Genomic DNA, 21,522 nt, shown 5'->3' with positions numbered 1-21,522 from the left:
GGTTTTGAAATAACAATAATACAAGTATTCGAAACCTATTGCTCTGAAAGAGCCTTAGCAATAGCATGGTGCGAAGCACTATGAATAAAAAACGATTGTAATTTTAAGCCCTGTAAGGGCGAAAGCCTAATTTCAAAAAGTACGTTTACCATATTTGTTAGCGCATAAAACAACTTTTCTTTGAATCTTTATTCTTAATTTTCTTTTGCCCTTTCAGGGCAATTTCCAATTTTAATTTAATTCGTAGTGCGCTGCACTACGCTATTGCTATTAGGGCTTTCAGCCCATTTTTTAAAGTTTCCAACCTTTTATGACAGCAAAAGCCAGAATGTGGTTTTACAATCCGTGCCCATAAATAGAATTAAGTATTAGCATTCTATTTGATACTAACTCAGTTGTTACAAAATTGCGCTATCATATTCAATAACGATGTATAATATTCCGTAGGAATATCTCATCGGTAGAAAAAAATAATATCGTTTTGTGGAATGTGTCCTGTAGGGACACCTGATTTATGTAAACAAAACATCCACCCCATTAATCAAACGTTCCTACGGAACGTATAATCGTAATTTAATTTTAATTCTACCGAGCAGACATTCCTATGGATGTTTTTTTTTAATTGTAGAATACTTATACTGCTTAAAGATTCTTAAAAACTCTTTCGATAAACTTATGTCAAAGTTTTAAACTTTGACAAAGTAGGCCAAGGAAATTCAAAACCTGAAAACCAGTTATATTTTAATTTGTATTTTAGTACTTGATAAACTAACCCATTAACCATTATTTTTATGTCATTTCAAGGATATTTAAAAACAATTAAAGAAAAAACAGGCAATGGTCCCGCAGAGTTTAGAACTTTAGCAGAACAAAAAGGTTTTACTGCAAACGGAGAATTAAATCCTGAAGTAAAAGCGGGAGATATTGTAAACTGGCTTAAAAATGATTTTAAATTAGGCCAAGGACATGCAATGGCAATTTATGCCTTGCTTAAAGGAATAAAAAATGAGGATAGCGAGTAAAAGGATAACCTATTAAACTTTTGCAGGATAATTTTAAAACAAAAAATGAGAATAATTTCAGTTAGGGAAAACCCTGAATATAAAGACAAAACGATTGAATACCTTCAAAATAGCTGGTCTGAAGTAGCGCCCATTATTTATGAAGATTGTATTAGCCACAGCATCAATGCCAAAGACTCGTTGCCACAATGGTATTTATTAGAAAATAACGCCGAGATTATTGGTTGTGCGGGACTTATTACAAATGATTTTATCAGCCGAATGGATCTTTATCCTTGGGTTTGTGCCATCTTTATAGAGGAAAAACACAGAGGAAACAATTACAGTAAACTACTTATCGAAAAAGCCAAAAAAGACGCTAAAGAAGCCGGATTTAAAAATTTATATCTGTGCACGGATCACATCGGATTCTACGAAAAAATTGGCTTTAACTACATTGGGCAGGGATATCATCCGTGGGAGGAAGAATCAAGAATTTATCAAATCGATTTGTAAACTTATTTCAGGACGAAACAAAACATAAAATATCAATTTTATTTAACCAAAAACCATAAAGAATGGGAATATTCAATAATCTCTTTAAAAAGAGCGAAGAAAAAACAGAAGCAATTATTAAACAGGAAAACATCAGCAAACATTTTACATCTGAAAATGATTTTTTAGAGAAATTTGGAGCATCTGCGCTGGAGAAACAAAGAAATCTTTATGATGTAACAGGCGGACTTTCCTGGAATGTTGATATGAATAAGGAAGAAATAACATTTGGAGATCATCTTACTTTTCCGATGCAGGTTTTGGGTTCTTTTTCTCATTCTTCGGAAACCTGGTTATGGATTTGGGAAAATAAAGCGGGCGGATATGCTGAATCGGTTATGAAACAAGCGCTTTTATTGAAACAATATGGAGAAGAAAATAATATTGATTTGTTGACTGTTGGAAAATTTGACGCTGTAGAGAATGATTTACATTTAATAGGCATGATCGCTGTTGAAATGTTTAACGGAAGTGGTTATTATCTTGGAAATTACGGACAGGGAACGATGGTGGTTACGATTAAATCTGATATAATTGATAAAGTTGAAAGCGAAGAACTAGCTCGAATTTTAACTGTTTTTCCAGAATTAATATCAACATTTGAGATTCAAAATCACAAAAATGCTTTTACCAATTATCTAACACAGAAAGGTTATCAACTCACACTGAACGGCAACGAAATTAAAGCAGAAAAGAACGAAAATGTAATTAACGCTGTCTTTAATGAGAATAATCTTTTGACAAAATTAAATGGTAATTCTTAAGTTTTTGCAAGTGCAAACTTGATAGCACAGATTTAATAAGAATTAATTACAATTAAGCTGTATTATGGTTTTCCGTAATATTTACTTTTTTGAAGGTTTTATTTTTGAAAAATTAATAAAAACTAAAATAAAGAAAATATGAACAGAAAATTATTACTTACGCTTTTACTTGTTTCTATCTTAACATCTTGTACAAAAAAACCTGGAACTTTGACTGGAAACGTATATTGGAAGTATAATGATTACGTAGGAAATAAACCAGATGCTAGCTCAAAAGTCAATCTTTATTCAATTACAGATAAAAATATAACTTTTGAAACATCAACAGATGTAGCTGGAAATTACAAAATCGAAGAAATTCCGCCAGGAAAATACCTTTTAGTAATTAGATCCGGAAACACTACAGACTCGCCAAAAGATCATTTAAATAATTTATCAAATCATGCTATTGATATTAAAACTGTCTTTGGGTTTGACATTCAAACATTGAAAAAAGAGATTAAAGAAATTGATAATCTTGAACAAGAATACCAAGATGTATTAGTAAGCGAAGATAAAGGTACTTATGAAAGTCTCACTAGAAAAATTGATAAATACGAAAAAATTAAAAAAGAATTTGAAAATAAATCTTCAAATTTAATATCTAAATTTCCTTCGGATTTTAAATCTAAAATAGATCTATATAGTGGCTATGACAAATCTCTTCATTTTGCAAATATTGAAATTAAAGAACAAAAAACAACAAACGAAAATGTTGATTTTGGTATTACATACAGGTAAGTAATATTTTCAATCACAAAGTGTAGCTTCGCGTGAGGGATAGAAGCTAGCTACCGAAGTAGCGTGGATAGCCCGACAGCAATTAAAAAAAGACCTAATGAACGCAAAGTTGATTAGGTCTTTTTTTAATTGGTGGCACGCCCAAATTATGGTAATGGCAAAAATCAATGGCAACGTCAATTTTAGATTGATTTTTGATATTGTTATTGATATTGATATTGTTATTGTTATTGAAAAGTATTTTCTTTTTCGAACAACAATTTAATGTTCTCGTACGAGTTTTTTAATGCTTCTTTGATTTGCTCGGGATTTAGCCACGCCACTTTTTCGATTCCTTCTTCGGCCTGACCTTGTGGAATTCCTTCGAAATCAGATTGCATTTCGAACCAATGTGTTACTTTAAGTTTGTATTTTCCGTTGCGTTTGAAAACGTGATAGGTTTTATCTAGTTTATTGGTAATGCGAAGTTTACCTACTCCGGTTTCTTCTTCGACTTCGCGCATGGCGGTGTCTTCGATTTCCTCACCTTTTTCGATTCCGCCTTTTGGTAAGTCCCATTTTCCGTTTCTGAAAATAAATAAGACTTCGCCTTTTTTATTGTACACAAGGCCTCCACCCGCTTTATTTACGGGAATTTTGGCTTTTAGCGTCTTCATAATCTCCTTTTCGTCAGGATGATACAAATAAGCTTTTTGAATTTTATTTTGAAACATTTTGACGATAAGATGCTCGATATCAATACTCTCTAACAAGAATAATTGAAAATCAGTCTCTTTCGAGATCTCATTTGTCAAAAAAAGTGGTTTGTCGTTCACAAAAACTTTATACATTTGTACTATGATTTTTAATAAAGATACTGCCGAAAAAACAGCCGAATTGCTTTTGCAAATAAATGCAATTAAATTGAATCCCGAAAATCCTTTTACATGGGCTTCTGGTTGGAAATCTCCTATTTACTGTGATAATAGGTTAATTCTTTCATTTCCGAGCATCCGAAACTACGTTCGTGATGAGTTTGCGAAAAATATTGAGAAACAATTTGGGAAACCAGATGTTATTGCCGGTGTTGCCACTGGAGCTATTGGAGTGGGGATTCTTGTTGCTGAAAGCCTTGGATTACCATTTGTATATGTGCGTCCGGAAGCAAAAAAACACGGAAGACAAAACCAGGTTGAAGGTTTTTTACAAAAAGGCCAAAATGTGGTTGTGGTTGAAGATTTAATTAGTACTGGAAACAGCAGTTTGATGGCTGTTGAAGCTTTACGTAACGAAGGTGCCAATATAAAAGGTATGGCAGCGATTTTTACGTACGGTTTTAATGTTGCCGAAGAGAACTTTAAAAATGCTAATATCGATTTGTATACGTTAAGTAATTACGAAAACTTATTAGACTTAGCTGTTCAGAAACAATATATTACCGAAGAGCAACAATCGACTTTGCTGGAATGGAACGAAAGTCCATCGACGTGGGGGAAAGAGGAAGAATAATTTTAGATTTTAGATTTTAGATTTTAGATTTTAGATTTTAGATTTTAGATTTTAGATTTTAAGAATTTGAAATTTCATTTCAAATTCTTAGATTGAGTTTGGAATTTGGAATTTAAAAAATCGGAATTTATCCTTTCTCTCTTAAAAAAACAATTAGTAAAAAATTAAAATATGAACTTAGAAAGTCCAAAAGTTACTGTTCAGAAATCAGCTCAAGATTTATTTGATTTATTGACTGATGTTAAGAATTTTGAAAAATTAATGCCGGATAATATTGCTAAATTTGAAGTGATTGGCGAAGATGCTTTTATTTTTGGATTGAAAGGTATGCCGGAAATAAAACTTAAAATGAAAGAAAAAACAGCACCAAGCAAAATTGTTTTGGGAGCTGCAAGTGATAAACTTCCGTTTACGTTGGTTTCGAATATCGATAGTATTTCGGCTGCTGAAAGTGCTGTTCAATTGCAATTCGAGGGTGAATTTAACCCAATGATGGCAATGATGATCAAAGGCCCTATTAGCAAGTTCATCGAAACTTTAGCAACTAATATGACGAAACTATAATTATCATTATAAGTTATAAATTTAAAGCCTGATTGTAAAATCAGGCTTTTTTTTGCCAAATAAAAAACCTTTGAACCTTTGCCCCTCTAACCTCTGTGCCTTAAAGAAAAAACATTTCATCCTAAAAAAATAACAGTTCAGAACTATAAATTATTAAACCCAAAATTATTCTTCGAAGTTTGATCCATCAAAACTAACAAACATCAAAATGGAACAAACTATTAAGATTTTAATTTACATTCATGCCTTTTTTGGAGGAATTGGTTTAATTACCGGAATTGCAAGTGTATTGGTAAAAAAAGGAGGTTTACTTCATAAAAGAATGGGAAAACTATTCTCTGTAGGAATGGTTGTCAGTTCTCTTATTTCTATCCCAATTTGCTGGATGCCCAAACATCAAAATATCTTTTTATTTTTAATTGGTTTGTTTACGATCTACCTCGTGATTGCCGGAAACAGGGTGTTGTCTTTTAAAACTAAAACAAAAGCTGACACCATCGATTTTATAATCTCGGGAAGTATGTTGTTCTTTTCCGTAATAATGATCGCTTTGGGAGTTTACTGTCAGTTGTCAAATATCGAAAACGGAATCTTATTTACTTTCTTTGGCGGTTTTGGTCTGTATATGACGATTAAAGATTTTGTATTCTATAAAAACACGTCGGAAATAAAAAAGCAATGGCTATCTAAACACATTGGTAAAATGATCGGAGCTTTGATCGCATCTGTAACTGCTTTTATCGTGGCCGGAATAGGCATTGGAAATATAATAGCATGGATGACACCATCGATTCTGGGAAGCATCTACATTATGTACTGGAATAGAAAAATAGCGCCAAAAAAGCCATTATTACAAAGTGCAAACTAATATGATGGCACACGGATTTGGCGGATAAAACAGATTTACACAGATATTTTGATGAGATGAAAATCAAAAAAAGCTTAGAACCTTAGCAACTTAGAATCTTAGCCCCTTAATTAATACAACATTTGAATTTCCTTTATCTCGAATTCTGAAACCGAATCGTCTTCTAATAAAATTTGAATTTTACCTACAGAAGAAACTCCCTGAATGATTCCCATAAAGTTTTGTTCAGGGTTTTTAGTATTTAGTTTTTTAAATGGCATTGGCACTCCCTGACGAAATAGTGAATTAAAGTATTGTTTCCATAAATCTGCTGAGGTAGTTTCCCAGATTTTAATTTTATGCTGCAGTTTTTCTGCTATAAGTAATACCAAAGCATTTTTATCAAATTCGGTTTTACAAATTACTGCCAACGAAGATGCATTGGGCAAATGATCAAAATTGGTTTGATTTACGTTTAAACCGATTCCAACGACTGACACAATCCTGCCATCGCTTTTTATGGTATTTTCGATAAGTATGCCACCAACCTTTTTATTGTATGACATAATGTCGTTAGGCCATTTTATACATAAATCAGGAATATTTAACGATTTTAAAGCATCGATTACTGCCAAAGAAACAATAACACTGAGGTTAAAAACCTGTTCATTATCATACAGAAATTCCTTCACCAAGACACTCATAATTAAGTTTTTACCTGATTCTGATTGCCACTTAGAGCCCATCTGCCCTTTTCCTTTTGTCTGATTTTCAGCAGTTACTACGGTAAAATTATCGAGTTCATCCTGACTTGCCAATGATTTAAGGAAGTCATTTGTTGAATCTATGGCATCGAGTTTGATTAGTTTCATTAAACGAATTTAATTAACTTAATTTAATATTTTGTTAAGGTTCAAAAATAATCACAAATTTTGGTAACTTTACAAAATCATATAAAATAATTCATGGCGAAAAAGACTATTAACAATGATGTTCTATTGGCGAACATAATCAAAGGGATTGAAGAAGTAAAAGGTAATGACATCGATATTCTTGACTTAAGAGATATAGACACGGCAGTTTGTGACTATTTTGTTATTTGCAACGGAAACTCAAATACCCAAGTTAACGCCATTGTAAGCTCAATTCAAAAAACAGTATCTAAAGACTTAAAAGATAAACCGTGGCACGTAGAAGGAACCGATAACGCAGAATGGGTTCTTATGGATTATGTGCACATTGTTGTACACGTTTTCCAGAAACATATTCGCGAATACTATAATATCGAGAGCCTTTGGGGTGACGCCAAAATAACTACAATCGAAAACAAATACTAAAAGAAACTTTCTCTAATGGCTAAAGATAATAATCCAAATCCGAGTAAATTTAAAATAAGTCCTTGGTTAATATATACCGCAATACTTCTAGTTTTTTTATTTATAAGTTTTGCAACCGGAGGATCAAATTTAAGCGAGCCTGCACAATTAACCTCTTCTAAATTCAATGTATTATTAGAAAAAGGTGAGATTGAAAAAGTAAACGTATACAATAAAGCTGAAGCTGAAGTATATTTAAATGCTGCTGCACTTAAAGACGCTGCGAATAAAAAAGTAGCTAAAGATATTTTTGAAAGACCAAATAAAGGTCCTCATTATACTTTAGAAATTGGTAACGACCAGATTTTTCAAACTAAATTAGAAAAAGCAGTTGCTGAAGGCAAACTGAAAGATTTTAATTTTCTTCAAAAAAATAACTGGAGCGATATTCTAATAAGCTTACTTCCTATCATCATTATTATTGGTGTTTGGATTTTCATTATGCGTAAAATGTCAGGTGGCGCAGGTGGCGGTGGCGGACAAATCTTTAACATTGGAAAATCGAAAGCAAAATTGTTTGATGAGAAAACAGACATTAAAACTACATTTAAAGATGTTGCAGGTTTAGAAGGTGCTAAAGAAGAAATACAAGAAATTGTAGAATTCCTTAAAAACCCTGAAAAATACACGAATCTTGGAGGTAAAATTCCTAAAGGAGCTTTACTTGTAGGACCTCCAGGAACTGGTAAAACATTATTAGCAAAAGCAGTTGCCGGAGAAGCTCAGGTACCTTTCTTCTCTTTATCAGGTTCTGATTTCGTAGAGATGTTCGTAGGAGTTGGTGCTTCACGTGTTCGTGACTTATTTAAACAAGCTAAAGAAAAATCTCCTGCTATTATCTTCATCGACGAGATTGATGCTGTTGGTAGAGCAAGAGGAAAAAGCAATATGTCAGGCGGAAATGACGAAAGAGAAAATACTCTGAACCAATTACTGACAGAAATGGATGGTTTTGGTACAAACTCTAACGTAATTGTTCTGGCTGCAACAAACAGAGCTGATGTACTTGATAAAGCTTTAATGCGTGCCGGACGTTTCGACAGACAAATTTTTGTTGACTTACCGGACATTCGCGAAAGAGCTGAAATATTTGCAGTACACTTAGCGCCTATTAAAAAAGTAGAAGGTCTTGACCTTGATTTCTTAGCAAAACAAACTCCGGGATTCTCTGGTGCTGATATAGCAAACGTTTGTAACGAAGCGGCATTAATTGCTGCACGTAATAACAAAACGGCTGTAGACAGACAAGATTTCTTAGATGCTGTTGACAGAATCATTGGTGGTCTTGAAAAGAAAAATAAAATCATTACTCCAGAAGAGAAAAGAGCAATCGCTATTCACGAAGCTGGTCACGCGACTGTAAGCTGGATGTTAGAGCATGCTGCACCACTTATTAAAGTAACTATTGTGCCTCGTGGACAAAGTTTAGGAGCTGCATGGTATCTTCCGGAAGAAAGACAAATCGTGAGAACTGACCAAATGTTAGACGAAATGTGCGCTACTATGGGAGGAAGAGCTGCTGAAAAGGTAACTTTTGACAGAATTTCGACTGGTGCATTAAGCGATTTAGAAAAAGTTACACGTCAGGCTCGTGCCATGGTAACGATTTACGGTTTGAATGAAAAAATCGGAAATGTTACTTATTACGATTCAACTGGTCAAAGCGAATACAACTTCTCTAAACCATATTCTGACGAAACGGCTAAAATTATTGACAAAGAAATTTCAGAATTAATTGAAGGTCAATACCAAAGAGCTATTCAAATTCTTGAAGAAAACAAAGACAAGCTAAATCAACTAGCTGATATATTAATTGAAAAAGAAGTTATTTTTAAAGATGACTTAGAAACAATTTTCGGAAAACGTACTTTTGATAAAAATTTAGAAGAATTGGTTTCGTAAACAATTCAATAAATATGTAATATTTTTTAAAATCTTAATTCAAAATAGCCTTTTGAATTAAGATTTTTTTATCTTTGAACGTTTTCAATTAACATGTAAAGTATTTCATATAAAATGAATTTTTTCAAAAAAATATTTGGCTCTAGCGATACCTCTTCTGACGAAGAAAATGAAAGCGAGTATGGAGGGAATCATACTCCTGACAATCATTTATCTATAGATGAAAGATTTATTTTTAACTTCAAAAAAAATGGTGGTAAATTTTTGTATTGTGAGAACAAACAAGAAGTCGCTGAACAATTTGAAAACATCTTAGAAGAAAACGATTGGTTCGAAAATGAAGTTTTATGCTACGAACCAGCCTTATTCAGTTTACTGGAAGAAAATAAACTACAATACATTTCTCCAAGAAATCCAAAATTTTTACTGGCAACTTGCGAGAATTTAATTGCTGATGAAGGTTCTATTTTATTTTCATCAAAACAAATCAGACAGGACAAACCAAACGAATTACCTGCAAACATTGTAATTATTGCCACTACAAGTCAGTTGCAATTGATTAAAAGTGACGGTCTGAGCGCCATTAAAAGAAAATATGAAAGAGACTATCCTACTAACATTACCACAATAAAATATTTCGAAAAAGCGAAAGAAGAGGATTTTACACAATACGGAAGTGTTGCAAAAAATCTTTATTTATTGCTCCTAGAAGACCTTTAAGATGAATGAAACACTCAAGAGAACCATTTCTGGTGCTGTTTATATCGCTTTATTACTAACTTCTATTCTGTTTTCTACCGAAAGCTTTATTATTCTTTTTGGCATTTTTCTAATCATTGCAACCTATGAGTTTTGCAACTTAGTAAAGCTAAATAAGATATTTTCTATTTTATTTGTTACTCTTTTTTATTCGACCGTATCTTTAATTAGTTTTTACAAAACAGAAACCGAGAATTACATTAGCAAACTCTTAAAAGAGAATATTATAATTACTGTAGATATAGATCGTTTGTTTACGGTATTACTTATCATTACATTAATTGTATCTATAAAATGTATTGTATTTTTATTTGATGACACGCAGGAAATAAGCAGAGCATCTAAATACATTTATTTAGTAGGTTACATTATGTTACCCTTTCTTTTTATTACCAAGATTTCTTTTGGTATAAAAGATTATAATCCGAAAATCATTATTGGATTGTTTGTTTTAATCTGGACCAATGACACTTTTGCTTATCTGGTTGGAAAATCAATAGGAAAACATAAATTATTTGAACGCATTTCTCCTAAAAAAACCATCGAAGGATTTCTTGGCGGAGTAGTTTTTGCTGCTTTTGCCGGTTTTTTAATCTCAAAACTATACATTCAGCCCAATCCGGAATTTAGCAGTAAATCGATCCTAATCTGGACGATCATCGCTTTAATCGTAAGTGTTTTTGGAACAATTGGCGATTTGATTGAATCAAAGTTTAAGAGAGTTGCAGGCGTAAAAGACAGTGGTGCTATAATGCCTGGCCACGGAGGCGTATTAGATCGATTAGATAGTGTTATATTTGTAGCACCAATTATATTTTTATTTTATCAAATTTTATACTATGTTTCATAAAGAAGGAGGCCCATCCATTTTATTAGGTACTGCATTTGCAGTAGCTGTACTTTTAATTGCTGACAAATTCATTGATATTACCTGGCTAAGAATGCTTGTTCAGATTGCTGGTGTGGTAGTTTTGATTATTATTTTACAATTCTTTAGAAATCCTAAAAGAATTGCAATTAGAAACAGCGATCAGATCCTTGCTCCGGTTGATGGAAAAGTTGTCGTTATTGAAGAAGTTTATGAAGGCGAATATTTTAAAGATAAGCGTTTACAGGTTTCTATCTTTATGTCGCCAATAAACGTACACGTTACGCGTTATGCAATGGATGGAATCATCAAATTCAGTAAATACCACCCTGGAAAATTTTTAGTTGCATGGCATCCAAAAGCAAGTGAAGAAAACGAAAGAACTACGGTTGTAATCGAAAATGAAACTTTTGGACAAATATTATACAGACAAATTGCTGGTGCATTAGCAAGAAGAATTGTAAATTATGCTCAGGAAGGTATGCAAGTTGTACAAGGTACTGATGCAGGTTTCATAAAATTTGGTTCAAGAGTAGATTTATTTTTACCTTTAGGTACTCCAATTAATGTAGTATTAAACCAAAAAGCAATTGGCGGTAAAACGATTATTGCTACAAAAGCTTAATGAGCGAAAAAGATTTAGATACTCGTTTTTCTGAGGCTGTAGAAACAGCTTTAAAAATGACTCAGGCCTCACTGCCGCAAGATGTGCAGCTACGCCTTTATGCCTATTACAAACAGGCCACTTTTGGAACTGCTGTCTACAATCAATCTGAAAATTTTGATTTAAGAGACGCTTTCAAAACAAATGCCTGGATGCAAATTAGCCATATATCTATTGATGAGGCAAAAGAATGCTATATTGAAATCATTAATTCACTAACATCAAAATAACTAACATTATGAAGAAATACATTGTTCATTTCAGCATTTTAGCTTCATTTTTTCTCTTATTTTCATGTAATGATAACAACAAATTAACTGAAGTTGTAGAGGTTCCGTTACCAACTAAAGAAGAGAAAATAACAATAGGATCACCAAATGATGTAAAAGCAGATCCTGGTTCTTTTGAGATGACTAAGTTATCTTATTCATACGATGGTCTGGCTCCTGCAATAAGAACACTTACTTTAGAAACCCATTATTCTAAACATTATTTAACGTACACGAACAATTTTAATAAAGAAATTGTAAACACTGAATTCGAAAATATGCCTATTGAAGATATCCTTAAAAAAATGGATCTCAGCAATGCAAAACTTCGTCAAAATGCAGGTGGTTATTACAATCATACCCTTTATTTTAATGTTCTGACTCCTAAAACGCAAACACCTAAAGATACTCTTGCAGGCTCGATTAATAAAGAATTTGGTTCTTTTACTAATCTTACCAATCAATTTAAAGGTCAGGCTACAAAGCAATTTGGATCCGGATGGGTTTGGCTGGTTGTTGACAGATACGGAAAACTACAAGTGACTACAACCGATAATCAGGATAATCCTTTAATGAAAAATGCCCTCATTCCGGGAACACCAATTTTAGGAATCGATTTATGGGAACATGCTTATTATCTCGATTATCAAAACAGAAAAGGAAGTTATATTGATGCTTTTTACGAACATATTAATTGGGAAAAAGTAAACGAAAACTACATTGAGGCTTTAAAGAAAGTCAAAAAGATATAAAAGATAAAAGCTGATACAATTTAAGTATCAGCTTTTTTTTGTTTTATACAACCATAATGAATGAAATCAACATGACTTCAAAATCAGCTTACTATTTAACTTCAAAAATAAACGATTCAGATGGTGCTATTTTTACTTTAGCCCTTCCCTCGCCGTTACTTACATTCAGTTTTGTTTTATTTTGCAAATACAACTGATCTGTAAGCGTATATTCACCGTCTTTCAAATTCCATTTTGAAATAATATCTGCAGGAATTTTCAATTCAAACTCACTTGTTTTTTCAGAAGAAAAGTTTGCAACTACAATCAGTTTTTGATTTTCAGACCAACGAACATACGAATAAAGCAATTCGTCATATCCTGCATTATTCTGACGGTTTACAGATTGAATTTCCTGATAACTTCCCATCAAAGCGGGACTATTAATAGAGAAATTTAATAATCGTTTGTAAAAATCACGTAGATTTTTCTCTGAATCTGATAATTTTCCACCATCAAATTTACCTTCATTCATCCAGCGTTGGTGATTAGGAACTCCGATATAATCAAAAATAGAAGTTCTGGAACGAGTCCCGAAACCTGCATTTTCGTTTCCTGCCTCTCCTACTTCCTGCCCAAAATAAACCATTGTTGGCGATGTACTAATCGTAGTCGAAACCACCATTAAAGGCTTTCCTCTTTCTGGTGTTCCTGCAAATTCAGGCGAAGCCAAACGTTGTTCGTCATGATTATCTAAAAAGTGAAGCATATTATGTTCAATATCCGACATACTTTTCTGAATATCCGATAATCCATCAGGAGACGATTTTCCGCGAATAACATCTTTTAGTTTGTCATAAGTTTCGACTTTATCATACAAATAATCCATTTTTCCTAAACGAATATAATTTCGGTATTCATTTGGATTATATACTTCTGCCAATAAAAAAGCATTCGGATTTTTCATTTTAATCGCCGAATTCATATAACTCCAAAATTCATACGGAACCATTTCCGCCATATCATATCGAAAACCATCAACACCTTTCGCTGTCCAATACAAAGCGATTGATTTGAATTTCTTCCACGAATCCGGAACATCTTTATCCTGCCAAAAAGCAAAATGTTCCTGATACGATTTTTGATCAAATCCAGCCGGAAGTTCCGGAAAATCTTTAGATCCGTCAGGACGAACTCCGTAATTTACTTTTACCGTTTCGTACCAATCGTTTTGATCCGGTTTTACTTTACGAGATCCGTTTCCTGTCCATTTTGCAGGTTTTTCATCAAACACTCCATCCACCAAAGGATTTTTTTCTCCATTTAATGGAATATCATTGTCAGGAATTTCAAAATGACTATTTGGGATATAGTAAAAATTGTTATTTCTGCTATATTCTACATTTACATCATCATCGGCACCAAAATCCTTAACGCCTTCAGGATTATTTTTTCCTTCATATTTTCTGGCAATATGATTCGGTACAATGTCAATGATAACTTTCAGACCTGCTTTATGCGTTCGCGCAATCAAATCTTCAAATTCCTGTAATCTGTTTGCCGGATTCAACGCCAGATCTGGATTTACATTATAATAATCTTTTACCGCATAAGGCGATCCTGCACGGCCTTTTACCACTTCCGGATCATCATCAGAAATTCCGTAAGCTTTATAATCCCTCACCAAAGCATGATGTGGAACACCGGTATACCAAATATAAGCAACCCCTAAATCTTTAATTTCATGAAGTGCATTGTCTGTAAAATCATTAAATTTTCCAACTCCATTTTCTTCAATTGTCCCCCAAGGTTTATTGGTTGTATTTTTATTTCCAAACAAACGGGTAAAAACCTGATATACCACAATTTTCCTATCAGCAGGAATTTCTTCTTTTTTATTCATTTTTAAATCTTTGGTTTTACATGCAGAAAATAGCATGGTTGCAGCCAATCCTGCAACAAAAACTTTTTTATTTATCATAATTCGTTCTATAAACTAATTCGTTTCTGAATTTCTAAATTTAGCTTTATTTTTAAATGGAAAAGGAAACAAAAATCATTTTTGCTTTTATTTTAATTTAAAAATCAAACTACAACGAAAGAGTACTCCATTTTGTTGATAATTAATATAAGGTTCAAAGTCGCAAAGATGCAAAGGAACAAAGATTAAATGTTTGCAAACCTTTGCCAATTTGAACTTAAAAGAAAGAATTATTAAAAATTCGAAGAATTTATAAAACCTCTGAACCTTTGTTACTTTGAACCTTTGCACCTAAAAAGAAACAATTAAATTAATCACAATATCACTAAAGGTTGTAACCTTTTTCATAAATTTGACAAAAATTTAATCAATTGAGGAAATCATTCTTTTTCATATCATATTGTCTGCTATTATTAAGCGTACAATCCATTTTTGCCCAAGCACCAAAGCCAAAAACAATTAATATTGAAAATGCAGATTTGGTAGAAGTCAATGAAGTCCTTGTACCAGATGGAGTTTTATTGACCGGAAACGTAAAAGTAAATCACGACGGAATTGTATTAACTTGTAATAAAGCCTACGTTTTTAAAAAAGAAAACTACCTTAAAGCTTTTGGTAACGTACAATTAGTTCAAGGTGATACTTTGTTCCTGAACAGTAAATATGCCGAATATAGCGGAAATTCAAAAAAAGCTTTTGCAACCGGAGATGCCGTAATGAGTTCTCCAGATGCTACTTTGCGCACAGATACTATTAATTTTGATCGAAATATTCAGCAGGTTTTTTACAATACAAAAGGTACAATCGTTAATAAAGACAATACTTTGGTAAGTAAATCAGGAAGATATTTTGTTGCTGAGAAGAAGTTTCAATTCCTGACAGAAGTTACGATTACCAATCCTAAATATGTTATAAAATCGAATCATCTAGATTATTACAGTAATTCAGGACATACCTATTTGTTCGGACCATCAACAATTACAAGTCAGGCGAATTATATTTATACCGAAAAAGGTTTTTATGATACGAAAAAAAATCTCGCTCATTTTTTAAGGAGATCGTACATAAAATATGATGATCGACTGATAGAAGGCGATAGTTTATACTACAATCGAAATATTGAATTTGCTTCTGCGACCCGAAATGTAAAAATTACCGACTCTATCAATAAAGGAATCGTAAAAGGTCACTATGCCGAAATTTACAAACTAAAAGATTCGATGTTTGTAACCAAACGAGCCGTAGCCATAAATCTTGTTGAAAAAGATTCCCTTTACATTCACGGACAAAAATTAATGGTTACAGGCAAAGAAGGCGAACGAATTTTAAGAGCATATAAAAACGTTCGTTTCTATAAAATCGATATGAGCGGAAAATGTGATTCGATCCATTCAAATTCTAAAAGTGCCTTAACAAAATTAATCGGAAATCCGATTCTATGGAACGGAGAAAGTCAGATCACAGGAGATATCATGCATTTAATTGGTGACAATACGACCAAAAAAATAGATTCCTTAAAGGTCCTCAACAATACGTTTATAGTCTCGCGGGATACCCTCGGAACCGGTTATAATCAGGTCAAGGGACTCAATTTATTTGGAAAATTCAAAGACGGAAAATTACATGATGTTGACGTGATCAAAAATACCGAAGTCGTCTATTATATGCGAAATGATGATCATGAGCTTATCGGGATCAATAAAAATGTAAGTAGTAAAATCAATCTTATTTTAGAAAATAATGATATCGAAACCATTACATTTTTTAATAAAGTCGACGGAGATATTTATCCCGAAGCCGATCTGCCAGAAAACGCACGTAAACTAAAAGGTTTACGATGGCGAGGTGATGAACGAATAAAGTCGAAAGACGATATCTTTAGCGCCGAAGACAATGAACTCAATGACAAATTAGTACAGGAAGGAAAAGACCAGGAAGCCAAGGACAAAACCACCCCGATGAAAGTCAGGAAAGAAACCCTTGATTACGACAAAAAGAAACCCGCTGCTAAAACAAGCACTACGAAAGCAAGCACTAAGACTAAGAAATAGTTTTCAGTCGCAGTCGCAGTTTTCAGTTTCTTATCTTTGCAATATAGATAGTCGCAGTTTTCAATCGCAAAGCTTTGCGAACTTTGCATTTTAATAATATAAACTTGACTCCAGCTTTGCGACCATTGCGTAAAACTTTGCGATCTTTGCGGTTAAATTCAGTTACAGTATTTAGTCACAGTTTTCAGTTTCATACTGAGACCGAAAACCAAGACCGAGACTAAACTTAGAACCTTAGTACCTTTGCCACTTTGAACCTTAAAAAAAAATGAATCCAGATTTTATAAAATACCAGGCACAAACTTCTCCTTACCCACTCGGAATGGAAGTTTCTCACGCCATTGGTTCCTATATTTACGATACAAACGATAAAAAATATTTAGATTTTGTTGCCGGAGTTTCGGCATGTACACTTGGGCATCAGCACCCGAGAGTCAATCAGGCCATTAAAGACCAGCTGGATAAGTATTCGCACGTTATGGTGTATGGCGAATATTCGCAAAGCCCGGCTGTAGAATATTGCAAACTTATGGCTTCACTCCTGCCAGAATCCTTAAACAAAACCTATTTGGTAAATTCAGGTACAGAAGCTATCGAAGGCGCGCTAAAATTAGCCAAACGAACCACAGGTCGCAGTCAGCTTATTTCATGCCACAACGCGTATCACGGTAACACAATGGGATCTATGAGTGTTATGGGATTCGAAGAACGCAAACAAGCCTTTCGACCATTGCTTCCCGATGTTGATTTTGTTACCTTCAATAACATAGAAGATTTACAAAAAATAACCACCAGAACAGCCGCTATACTTTTAGAAACCATTCAGGGAGGCGCCGGATTTATTCAGCCGGAAAATAATTATCTGCAAAAAGTACGCGAGCGTTGCGATGAGGTTGGAGCGATGATGATTGTAGACGAAATTCAGCCTGGATTTGGAAGAACCGGAAAACTATTTGGTTTTCAGAACTATGACGTAGTTCCGGATATCGTCGTTATGGGAAAAGGAATGGGTGGCGGAATGCCCGTAGGAGCTTTTACCGCATCGGCAGAAAAAATGGATCTTTTGACCGAAAACCCAAAATTAGGGCATATAACTACTTTTGGAGGTCATCCTGTCATTGCGTCAGCCTGCTTAGCTACTTTGCAGGAATTAACTGAAACAAATTTAATGCAGGAGACACTAAACAAAGAAAAACTCTTCAGATCGCTTTTGGTACATCCTTTGATAAAGGAAGTTAGAGGAAAAGGATTAATGCTTGCCGCCATGACAGAAAGTGCCGAAATAACCAATCAGGTTATTTTAAATTGTCAGGATAAAGGCCTCATTTTATTCTGGTTGCTGTTTGAAGGATGCGCAATACGAATAACACCACCATTAACCATTTCTGACGAAGAAATAAAAGAAGGTTGTGCCATAATCTTAAATGTTATGGATGAAATATTAAAAAAAGAACAAGTAGTTTAATTAGGAGCTATTTCCTGCTGTTCGCTAAATCTTTTGTCCGCCGCGGCGGAAATAAAAGGATATCGCTGCCATCAGAGCTAGAACTCCCGGTTAAAAACAAGATATAGAATAATAATCAAATTTAATCTTTTAAACACCAAAAGATTATAACCTAAAACAGAATAGAAATTCTGTCCATATTGTTAATTAAATTGTTCACAACAATTAATTCTCATTCCTCACAACAATAATATGGTTGCCTAAATTTATAACAGGCTAATTTCAAATAAAGACAGTATGCAATTAAGCAACGAAGAAGAAGATTATAACCTATCCCTATCCAAATTTGAGTCGATGTTAAAAACTAACAAAGTACTCTTTTTTGATTCTGAAGAATTCGAAGAAATTATTCTTCATTATTTAGACATAGGCAAGGCTAATTTAGCAAAGAAGGCCTTGAAACTTGCATTAGACCAACACCCAAAATCTACGGGCTTAAAATTAGTACAAGTAGAAATGTTGGTTTACGACGACAAACTAGAAATCGCCGAAAAACTCCTGAACGAGTTATATGCAATAGAACCTAATAACGAGGAAATTTACATCCAGAAAGCCAATATTTGTTCTAAAAGAGATCAACACGAAAAAGCAGTAGAATTACTTAAAATTGCCTTGCAATATACAGATGACTACGCTGACGTATACAACTTGATCGGAATGGAATATCTTTTTATGGATAACCTTGAGATGGCAAAAGACAGTTTTATCAAATGTCTTGAAGAAGATTTAGAAGATCAGTCTGCCTTGTATAACGTGGTGTATTGTTTTGAATTTTTAGATCAAAACCAGGAAGCTATTGTATATTTAAACGAATACATCAACAAAAACCCATATAGCGAAATTGCCTGGCACCAGCTCGGACGTTTGCATTATGGCGTAAAAGAATACGAAAACGCAATTCGTGCTTTTGACTATGCAACCCTAATCGACGATGAGTTTTTAGGTGCTTTCATGGAAAAAGCAAAAGCGTATGAGCGTCTTAAAAAATACAGCGAAGCAATCGAAAGCTACAACCGCACCATCGAGTTAGACGATGCAACATCTTATGCGCTATTGCGTATTGGTAAATGCTACGAAAAATTAGGTAATGCCGTAAAAGCGCTTCAATATTACAATCAAACTGTACATGAGGATCCGCTTTTAGACAAAGGATGGATTGCCATTACTGATTTTTATGTTCGCCAGAAAAACTTTCAAAAAGCGTTATTTTTTGTTAATAAAGCATTAGCTATCGACAATCAAAATCGTTTGTACTGGAAACGTTATGCGACGATCAATAAGCAAATGAACTTTTTTGAAGAAGCTGAATTTGGTTATAGAAAAGCGGTAGAATTTGGAGATTACGCTTTAGACACCTGGTTATTTTGGGTTGATATCCTTCAATTTTTAGGCGAGTTCGAAAGTGCTATTCAGACTTTATTACAAGCATCTGAATATTTTCCTGAAGAAAACGAAATCGAATATCGTTTGGCAGGATTGTATTTTATGATTCAGGACAATACCAAAGCAAAATTTCATTTAAGTAATGGTTTGCGTTTAAACTTTGATAATTATATCTTAATCGAAGATTTATTTCCGGTAGTATGGACAAAAAAAATGGTTAAAAATTACATCGAAAAACACAGAAAACAATAATGATTGATATTTTAAGAAGACGTTTTGGCTTGTTAGGCCGCAATATTAGTTACTCATTTTCAAAAGGATATTTTACAGAAAAATTCAGCGATGAAGTTTTCGCCGGCAACAGCTACGAAAACTTTGACATCTCCGAAATTAATTATTTCACTGAATTAGTAAAAAACAATCCCGATTTAAAAGGTCTAAACGTTACGATTCCGTACAAAGAACAAGTTATTCCCTTCTTAGATAAACTTTCAAAGAAAGCAGCTCTAATTGGCGCCGTAAATACGATTAAATTTACCAAAAACGGTAAACTAAAAGGATACAACACGGATTATTATGGTTTCAAAAAATCATTAGAACCATTATTAGAACCGCATCATAAAAAAGCACTTATTCTGGGTACAGGCGGCGCCTCAAAAGGTGTTGCCTTTGCACTGGATGAACTTGGCATTCCGTATACATTTGTATCGAGAGAAGCAAAAGAAAACATCATCGATTACAACCTAATCAATGCTACTACTTTTGATAATTTCAAAATCATAATCAATTGTACGCCTGTTGGCACAAGCCCTAATATAGAAGCTTGTCCTGATCTTCCTTATGAGTTTTTTACAGATAAACACATCGCTTACGATTTAATTTACAATCCTGCAGAAACTCAGTTTTTAAAAAATGCCAAAGCAAAAGGTGCCGTAATAAAAAACGGTTACGACATGCTTATTTTTCAGGCAGAAAAAGCCTGGAAAATCTGGAACAAATAAAAAAATCAAAGACATAAAGAAAAACAACTGTAATTTACTTAATTTTAGACTACTCATTAATAAGTAGTTATGAATAAATTACAGTTTTTTTTTTTATTAAGCTTTTTAATTACTCTTTCGGTAAAAGCTCAGGATACTTTAGAACCTAAAGCGAATCCTTACACTGAGGCGCGGTATCATTATTATTTAAAAACTATTTTACTTTTTAATGAATATCTCGATACTGATTCCGGATCGTATAATACTACACAACTTCGTTTTTTACATCCTATTGCTAACAGAGCCTGGAATTTACGAGTAGACCTTCCTTTAATTTCTACCAATACTTCTTCTGTCAATAAAACCGGAATTGGAGATATTGGTGTCGGCATAAGTTATATCCCTTACTTACAACATAACAAAGGAATCGCATTTAGAGCCCGGATTATTTCAAACTCAGCTGCAGATCCCGCCATAGGTACCGGAAAATGGGTTTTCGCCCCTGCTCTATTTTACGGAAGTTATCTTATAGAAAAAAAGATGCTTTGGATCGCTTCTTTAGAAAACCAGATAAGCTTTGCCGGATCTGACAATAGACAGGATGTAAATACAACGGCATTCGAAAATTATTTCATGTATATCATCGGAAAAAACTGGATTGCTGCCGATGTTGCATTTCGATATAATGCTACGACCAAAGGTTATCCCAATAATGCTTTTATAGAATTCGGACGAAAAATAACCCAAAATGATATGGCTTATATTCATCCCAGCATTGCTTTTGGAGGACATAAATCTTATAATTACGGCATCGAAGTTGGCATGCTTATTTTATTTTAATTTGAAAGAAAACTAAAATTTCAACTTTAGAATATCAATTTAATTTGATTTTTCTAAAATTTCTATTAATCCGAAATTTAAATTTACTTCAAAAAAATCAGCCAAAAAACCAAGATCATATTCCTAAAATACCGCAATAAATAGGAATTTCATCTTAAAAAAGCGTATAAACAAACGATTTATTTTGTATTTAGAAACACCTTTAGTATCTTTCG

General features: G+C 33.4%; 22 protein-coding genes. 19 read left to right on the top strand and 3 right to left on the bottom strand.

From position 1 onward, the window contains the following. Positions 1–791 precede the first annotated feature (791 nt). The 4 genes from L0669_RS13570 (at position 792) to L0669_RS13555 (ending at position 3,100) form a co-directional block, all read left to right on the top strand. On the top strand, positions 792–1,022 hold the full coding sequence (locus tag L0669_RS13570; protein WP_263758224.1) for a DUF4287 domain-containing protein: 231 nt from the start codon (positions 792–794) through the stop codon (positions 1,020–1,022). Positions 1,023–1,067: 45 nt separating this feature from the next. After that, positions 1,068–1,517, top strand: coding sequence for a GNAT family N-acetyltransferase (locus tag L0669_RS13565; protein ID WP_263758223.1), 450 nt, complete (start codon positions 1,068–1,070; stop codon positions 1,515–1,517). Between the two features lie 62 nt (positions 1,518–1,579). Continuing rightward, positions 1,580–2,320, top strand: coding sequence for a DUF6882 domain-containing protein (locus L0669_RS13560; RefSeq protein WP_173972484.1), 741 nt, complete (start codon positions 1,580–1,582; stop codon positions 2,318–2,320). Between the two features lie 138 nt (positions 2,321–2,458). Next, positions 2,459–3,100: a carboxypeptidase-like regulatory domain-containing protein gene (locus L0669_RS13555; protein WP_263758222.1), complete on the top strand. Its 642-nt coding sequence runs from the start codon at positions 2,459–2,461 to the stop codon at positions 3,098–3,100. A 227-nt stretch (positions 3,101–3,327) separates the two neighbouring features. Here L0669_RS13555 and L0669_RS13550 read toward each other — a convergent pair whose 3' ends face one another. Next, positions 3,328–3,930, bottom strand: coding sequence for an NUDIX hydrolase (locus tag L0669_RS13550; RefSeq protein WP_173972483.1), 603 nt, complete (start codon positions 3,928–3,930; stop codon positions 3,328–3,330). A gap of 7 nt (positions 3,931–3,937) precedes the next feature. Between L0669_RS13550 and pyrE the strand changes: the two genes are divergently transcribed. The 3 genes from pyrE to L0669_RS13535 all read left to right on the top strand — a co-directional run bounded on the left by pyrE (position 3,938) and on the right by L0669_RS13535 (position 6,020). After that, positions 3,938–4,588: an orotate phosphoribosyltransferase gene (gene pyrE / locus L0669_RS13545; protein WP_173972482.1), complete on the top strand. Its 651-nt coding sequence runs from the start codon at positions 3,938–3,940 to the stop codon at positions 4,586–4,588. 171 nt (positions 4,589–4,759) lie between these two features. Further along, on the top strand, positions 4,760–5,152 hold the full coding sequence (locus tag L0669_RS13540) for an SRPBCC family protein (protein WP_173971949.1): 393 nt from the start codon (positions 4,760–4,762) through the stop codon (positions 5,150–5,152). Between the two features lie 208 nt (positions 5,153–5,360). Continuing rightward, on the top strand, positions 5,361–6,020 hold the full coding sequence (locus L0669_RS13535; RefSeq protein WP_263758221.1) for a DUF2306 domain-containing protein: 660 nt from the start codon (positions 5,361–5,363) through the stop codon (positions 6,018–6,020). Between the two features lie 110 nt (positions 6,021–6,130). On the opposite strand, the gene L0669_RS13530 is transcribed toward L0669_RS13535, so the two are convergent. Next, positions 6,131–6,871, bottom strand: a complete 741-nt coding sequence (locus L0669_RS13530) for a biotin--[acetyl-CoA-carboxylase] ligase (protein ID WP_263758220.1) — start codon at positions 6,869–6,871, stop codon at positions 6,131–6,133. Positions 6,872–6,964: 93 nt separating this feature from the next. Here L0669_RS13530 and rsfS point away from each other — a divergent pair, with 93 nt between their 5' ends. The 7 genes from rsfS (at position 6,965) to L0669_RS13495 (ending at position 12,589) form a co-directional block, all read left to right on the top strand. Continuing rightward, on the top strand, positions 6,965–7,336 hold the full coding sequence (gene rsfS / locus L0669_RS13525; RefSeq protein ID WP_065447466.1) for a ribosome silencing factor: 372 nt from the start codon (positions 6,965–6,967) through the stop codon (positions 7,334–7,336). Positions 7,337–7,351: 15 nt separating this feature from the next. Further along, positions 7,352–9,277 carry an ATP-dependent zinc metalloprotease FtsH gene (gene ftsH, locus L0669_RS13520; protein WP_263758219.1) on the top strand — a complete coding sequence of 642 codons (1,926 nt, stop codon included), beginning with the start codon at positions 7,352–7,354 and terminating at the stop codon, positions 9,275–9,277. 114 nt (positions 9,278–9,391) lie between these two features. Then, complete coding sequence (locus L0669_RS13515) at positions 9,392–9,997, top strand: lactate utilization protein B/C (protein WP_173971945.1); 606 nt, start codon at positions 9,392–9,394, stop codon at positions 9,995–9,997. 1 nt (position 9,998) lies between these two features. After that, a complete protein-coding gene (locus tag L0669_RS13510; RefSeq protein ID WP_263758218.1) occupies positions 9,999–10,886 on the top strand; it encodes a phosphatidate cytidylyltransferase in 888 nt (295 codons plus the stop codon). Then, positions 10,876–11,529 (top strand): phosphatidylserine decarboxylase family protein, encoded by a 654-nt coding sequence (locus L0669_RS13505; protein WP_065447462.1) that lies wholly within the window; start codon positions 10,876–10,878, stop codon positions 11,527–11,529. Before L0669_RS13510 ends, L0669_RS13505 begins: the two co-directional genes overlap by 11 nt. Further along, positions 11,529–11,798: an acyl-CoA-binding protein gene (locus tag L0669_RS13500; RefSeq protein ID WP_173971943.1), complete on the top strand. Its 270-nt coding sequence runs from the start codon at positions 11,529–11,531 to the stop codon at positions 11,796–11,798. Before L0669_RS13505 ends, L0669_RS13500 begins: the two co-directional genes overlap by 1 nt. Before the next feature lie 8 nt (positions 11,799–11,806). After that, positions 11,807–12,589, top strand: coding sequence for a superoxide dismutase (locus tag L0669_RS13495; protein ID WP_263758217.1), 783 nt, complete (start codon positions 11,807–11,809; stop codon positions 12,587–12,589). Positions 12,590–12,680: 91 nt separating this feature from the next. Here the strand turns inward: L0669_RS13495 and L0669_RS13490 are convergent, their stop codons facing one another. Then, positions 12,681–14,549 carry an alpha-amylase family glycosyl hydrolase gene (locus L0669_RS13490; protein ID WP_263758216.1) on the bottom strand — a complete coding sequence of 623 codons (1,869 nt, stop codon included), beginning with the start codon at positions 14,547–14,549 and terminating at the stop codon, positions 12,681–12,683. Between the two features lie 404 nt (positions 14,550–14,953). Between L0669_RS13490 and L0669_RS13485 the strand changes: the two genes are divergently transcribed. The 5 genes from L0669_RS13485 (at position 14,954) to L0669_RS13465 (ending at position 21,307) form a co-directional block, all read left to right on the top strand. Further along, positions 14,954–16,600 carry an OstA-like protein gene (locus L0669_RS13485; protein WP_263763950.1) on the top strand — a complete coding sequence of 549 codons (1,647 nt, stop codon included), beginning with the start codon at positions 14,954–14,956 and terminating at the stop codon, positions 16,598–16,600. A 268-nt stretch (positions 16,601–16,868) separates the two neighbouring features. Continuing rightward, positions 16,869–18,065 carry an aspartate aminotransferase family protein gene (locus tag L0669_RS13480; protein WP_263758215.1) on the top strand — a complete coding sequence of 399 codons (1,197 nt, stop codon included), beginning with the start codon at positions 16,869–16,871 and terminating at the stop codon, positions 18,063–18,065. 276 nt (positions 18,066–18,341) lie between these two features. Continuing rightward, entirely contained in the window at positions 18,342–19,739 is a 1,398-nt protein-coding gene (locus tag L0669_RS13475; RefSeq protein ID WP_173971938.1) for a tetratricopeptide repeat protein, read from the top strand. Then, the gene (locus L0669_RS13470) at positions 19,739–20,488 is read left to right on the top strand and encodes a shikimate dehydrogenase family protein (protein ID WP_263758213.1); all 750 of its coding nucleotides are present in this window, start codon (positions 19,739–19,741) and stop codon (positions 20,486–20,488) included. The genes L0669_RS13475 and L0669_RS13470 overlap by 1 nt, the downstream gene beginning before the upstream one ends. Before the next feature lie 69 nt (positions 20,489–20,557). Then, on the top strand, positions 20,558–21,307 hold the full coding sequence (locus L0669_RS13465; protein WP_263758212.1) for a lipid A phosphoethanolamine transferase: 750 nt from the start codon (positions 20,558–20,560) through the stop codon (positions 21,305–21,307). Positions 21,308–21,522: the final 215 nt, after the last annotated feature.

It is taken from the genome of Flavobacterium bizetiae (genome assembly GCF_024271895.1).
In the GTDB taxonomy this organism is placed as follows: Bacteria; Bacteroidota; Bacteroidia; order Flavobacteriales; family Flavobacteriaceae; genus Flavobacterium; species Flavobacterium bizetiae.
The sequence above is the reverse complement of the archived record's forward strand: the minus strand, read 5'-3'. Positions and strand labels throughout refer to the sequence as shown.

Bases quoted from the DNA above. Each gene is read 5' to 3' on its own strand.
- L0669_RS13515 (WP_173971945.1), top strand. From the start codon at position 9,392: ATGAATTTTTTCAAAAAAATATTTGGCTCTAGCGATACCTCTTCTGAC.
- L0669_RS13510 (WP_263758218.1), top strand. From the start codon at position 9,999: ATGAATGAAACACTCAAGAGAACCATTTCTGGTGCTGTTTATATCGCT.
- L0669_RS13530 (WP_263758220.1), bottom strand. From the start codon at position 6,871: ATGAAACTAATCAAACTCGATGCCATAGATTCAACAAATGACTTCCTT.
- pyrE (WP_173972482.1), top strand. From the start codon at position 3,938: ATGATTTTTAATAAAGATACTGCCGAAAAAACAGCCGAATTGCTTTTG.
- L0669_RS13505 (WP_065447462.1), top strand. From the start codon at position 10,876: ATGTTTCATAAAGAAGGAGGCCCATCCATTTTATTAGGTACTGCATTT.
- rsfS (WP_065447466.1), top strand. From the start codon at position 6,965: ATGGCGAAAAAGACTATTAACAATGATGTTCTATTGGCGAACATAATC.
- L0669_RS13480 (WP_263758215.1), top strand. From the start codon at position 16,869: ATGAATCCAGATTTTATAAAATACCAGGCACAAACTTCTCCTTACCCA.
- L0669_RS13550 (WP_173972483.1), bottom strand. From the start codon at position 3,930: ATGTATAAAGTTTTTGTGAACGACAAACCACTTTTTTTGACAAATGAG.
- L0669_RS13495 (WP_263758217.1), top strand. From the start codon at position 11,807: ATGAAGAAATACATTGTTCATTTCAGCATTTTAGCTTCATTTTTTCTC.
- L0669_RS13475 (WP_173971938.1), top strand. From the start codon at position 18,342: ATGCAATTAAGCAACGAAGAAGAAGATTATAACCTATCCCTATCCAAA.
- L0669_RS13470 (WP_263758213.1), top strand. From the start codon at position 19,739: ATGATTGATATTTTAAGAAGACGTTTTGGCTTGTTAGGCCGCAATATT.
- L0669_RS13555 (WP_263758222.1), top strand. From the start codon at position 2,459: ATGAACAGAAAATTATTACTTACGCTTTTACTTGTTTCTATCTTAACA.
- L0669_RS13490 (WP_263758216.1), bottom strand. From the start codon at position 14,549: ATGATAAATAAAAAAGTTTTTGTTGCAGGATTGGCTGCAACCATGCTA.
- L0669_RS13560 (WP_173972484.1), top strand. From the start codon at position 1,580: ATGGGAATATTCAATAATCTCTTTAAAAAGAGCGAAGAAAAAACAGAA.
- L0669_RS13565 (WP_263758223.1), top strand. From the start codon at position 1,068: ATGAGAATAATTTCAGTTAGGGAAAACCCTGAATATAAAGACAAAACG.
- L0669_RS13500 (WP_173971943.1), top strand. From the start codon at position 11,529: ATGAGCGAAAAAGATTTAGATACTCGTTTTTCTGAGGCTGTAGAAACA.
- L0669_RS13540 (WP_173971949.1), top strand. From the start codon at position 4,760: ATGAACTTAGAAAGTCCAAAAGTTACTGTTCAGAAATCAGCTCAAGAT.
- ftsH (WP_263758219.1), top strand. From the start codon at position 7,352: ATGGCTAAAGATAATAATCCAAATCCGAGTAAATTTAAAATAAGTCCT.
- L0669_RS13570 (WP_263758224.1), top strand. From the start codon at position 792: ATGTCATTTCAAGGATATTTAAAAACAATTAAAGAAAAAACAGGCAAT.
- L0669_RS13535 (WP_263758221.1), top strand. From the start codon at position 5,361: ATGGAACAAACTATTAAGATTTTAATTTACATTCATGCCTTTTTTGGA.
- L0669_RS13465 (WP_263758212.1), top strand. From the start codon at position 20,558: ATGAATAAATTACAGTTTTTTTTTTTATTAAGCTTTTTAATTACTCTT.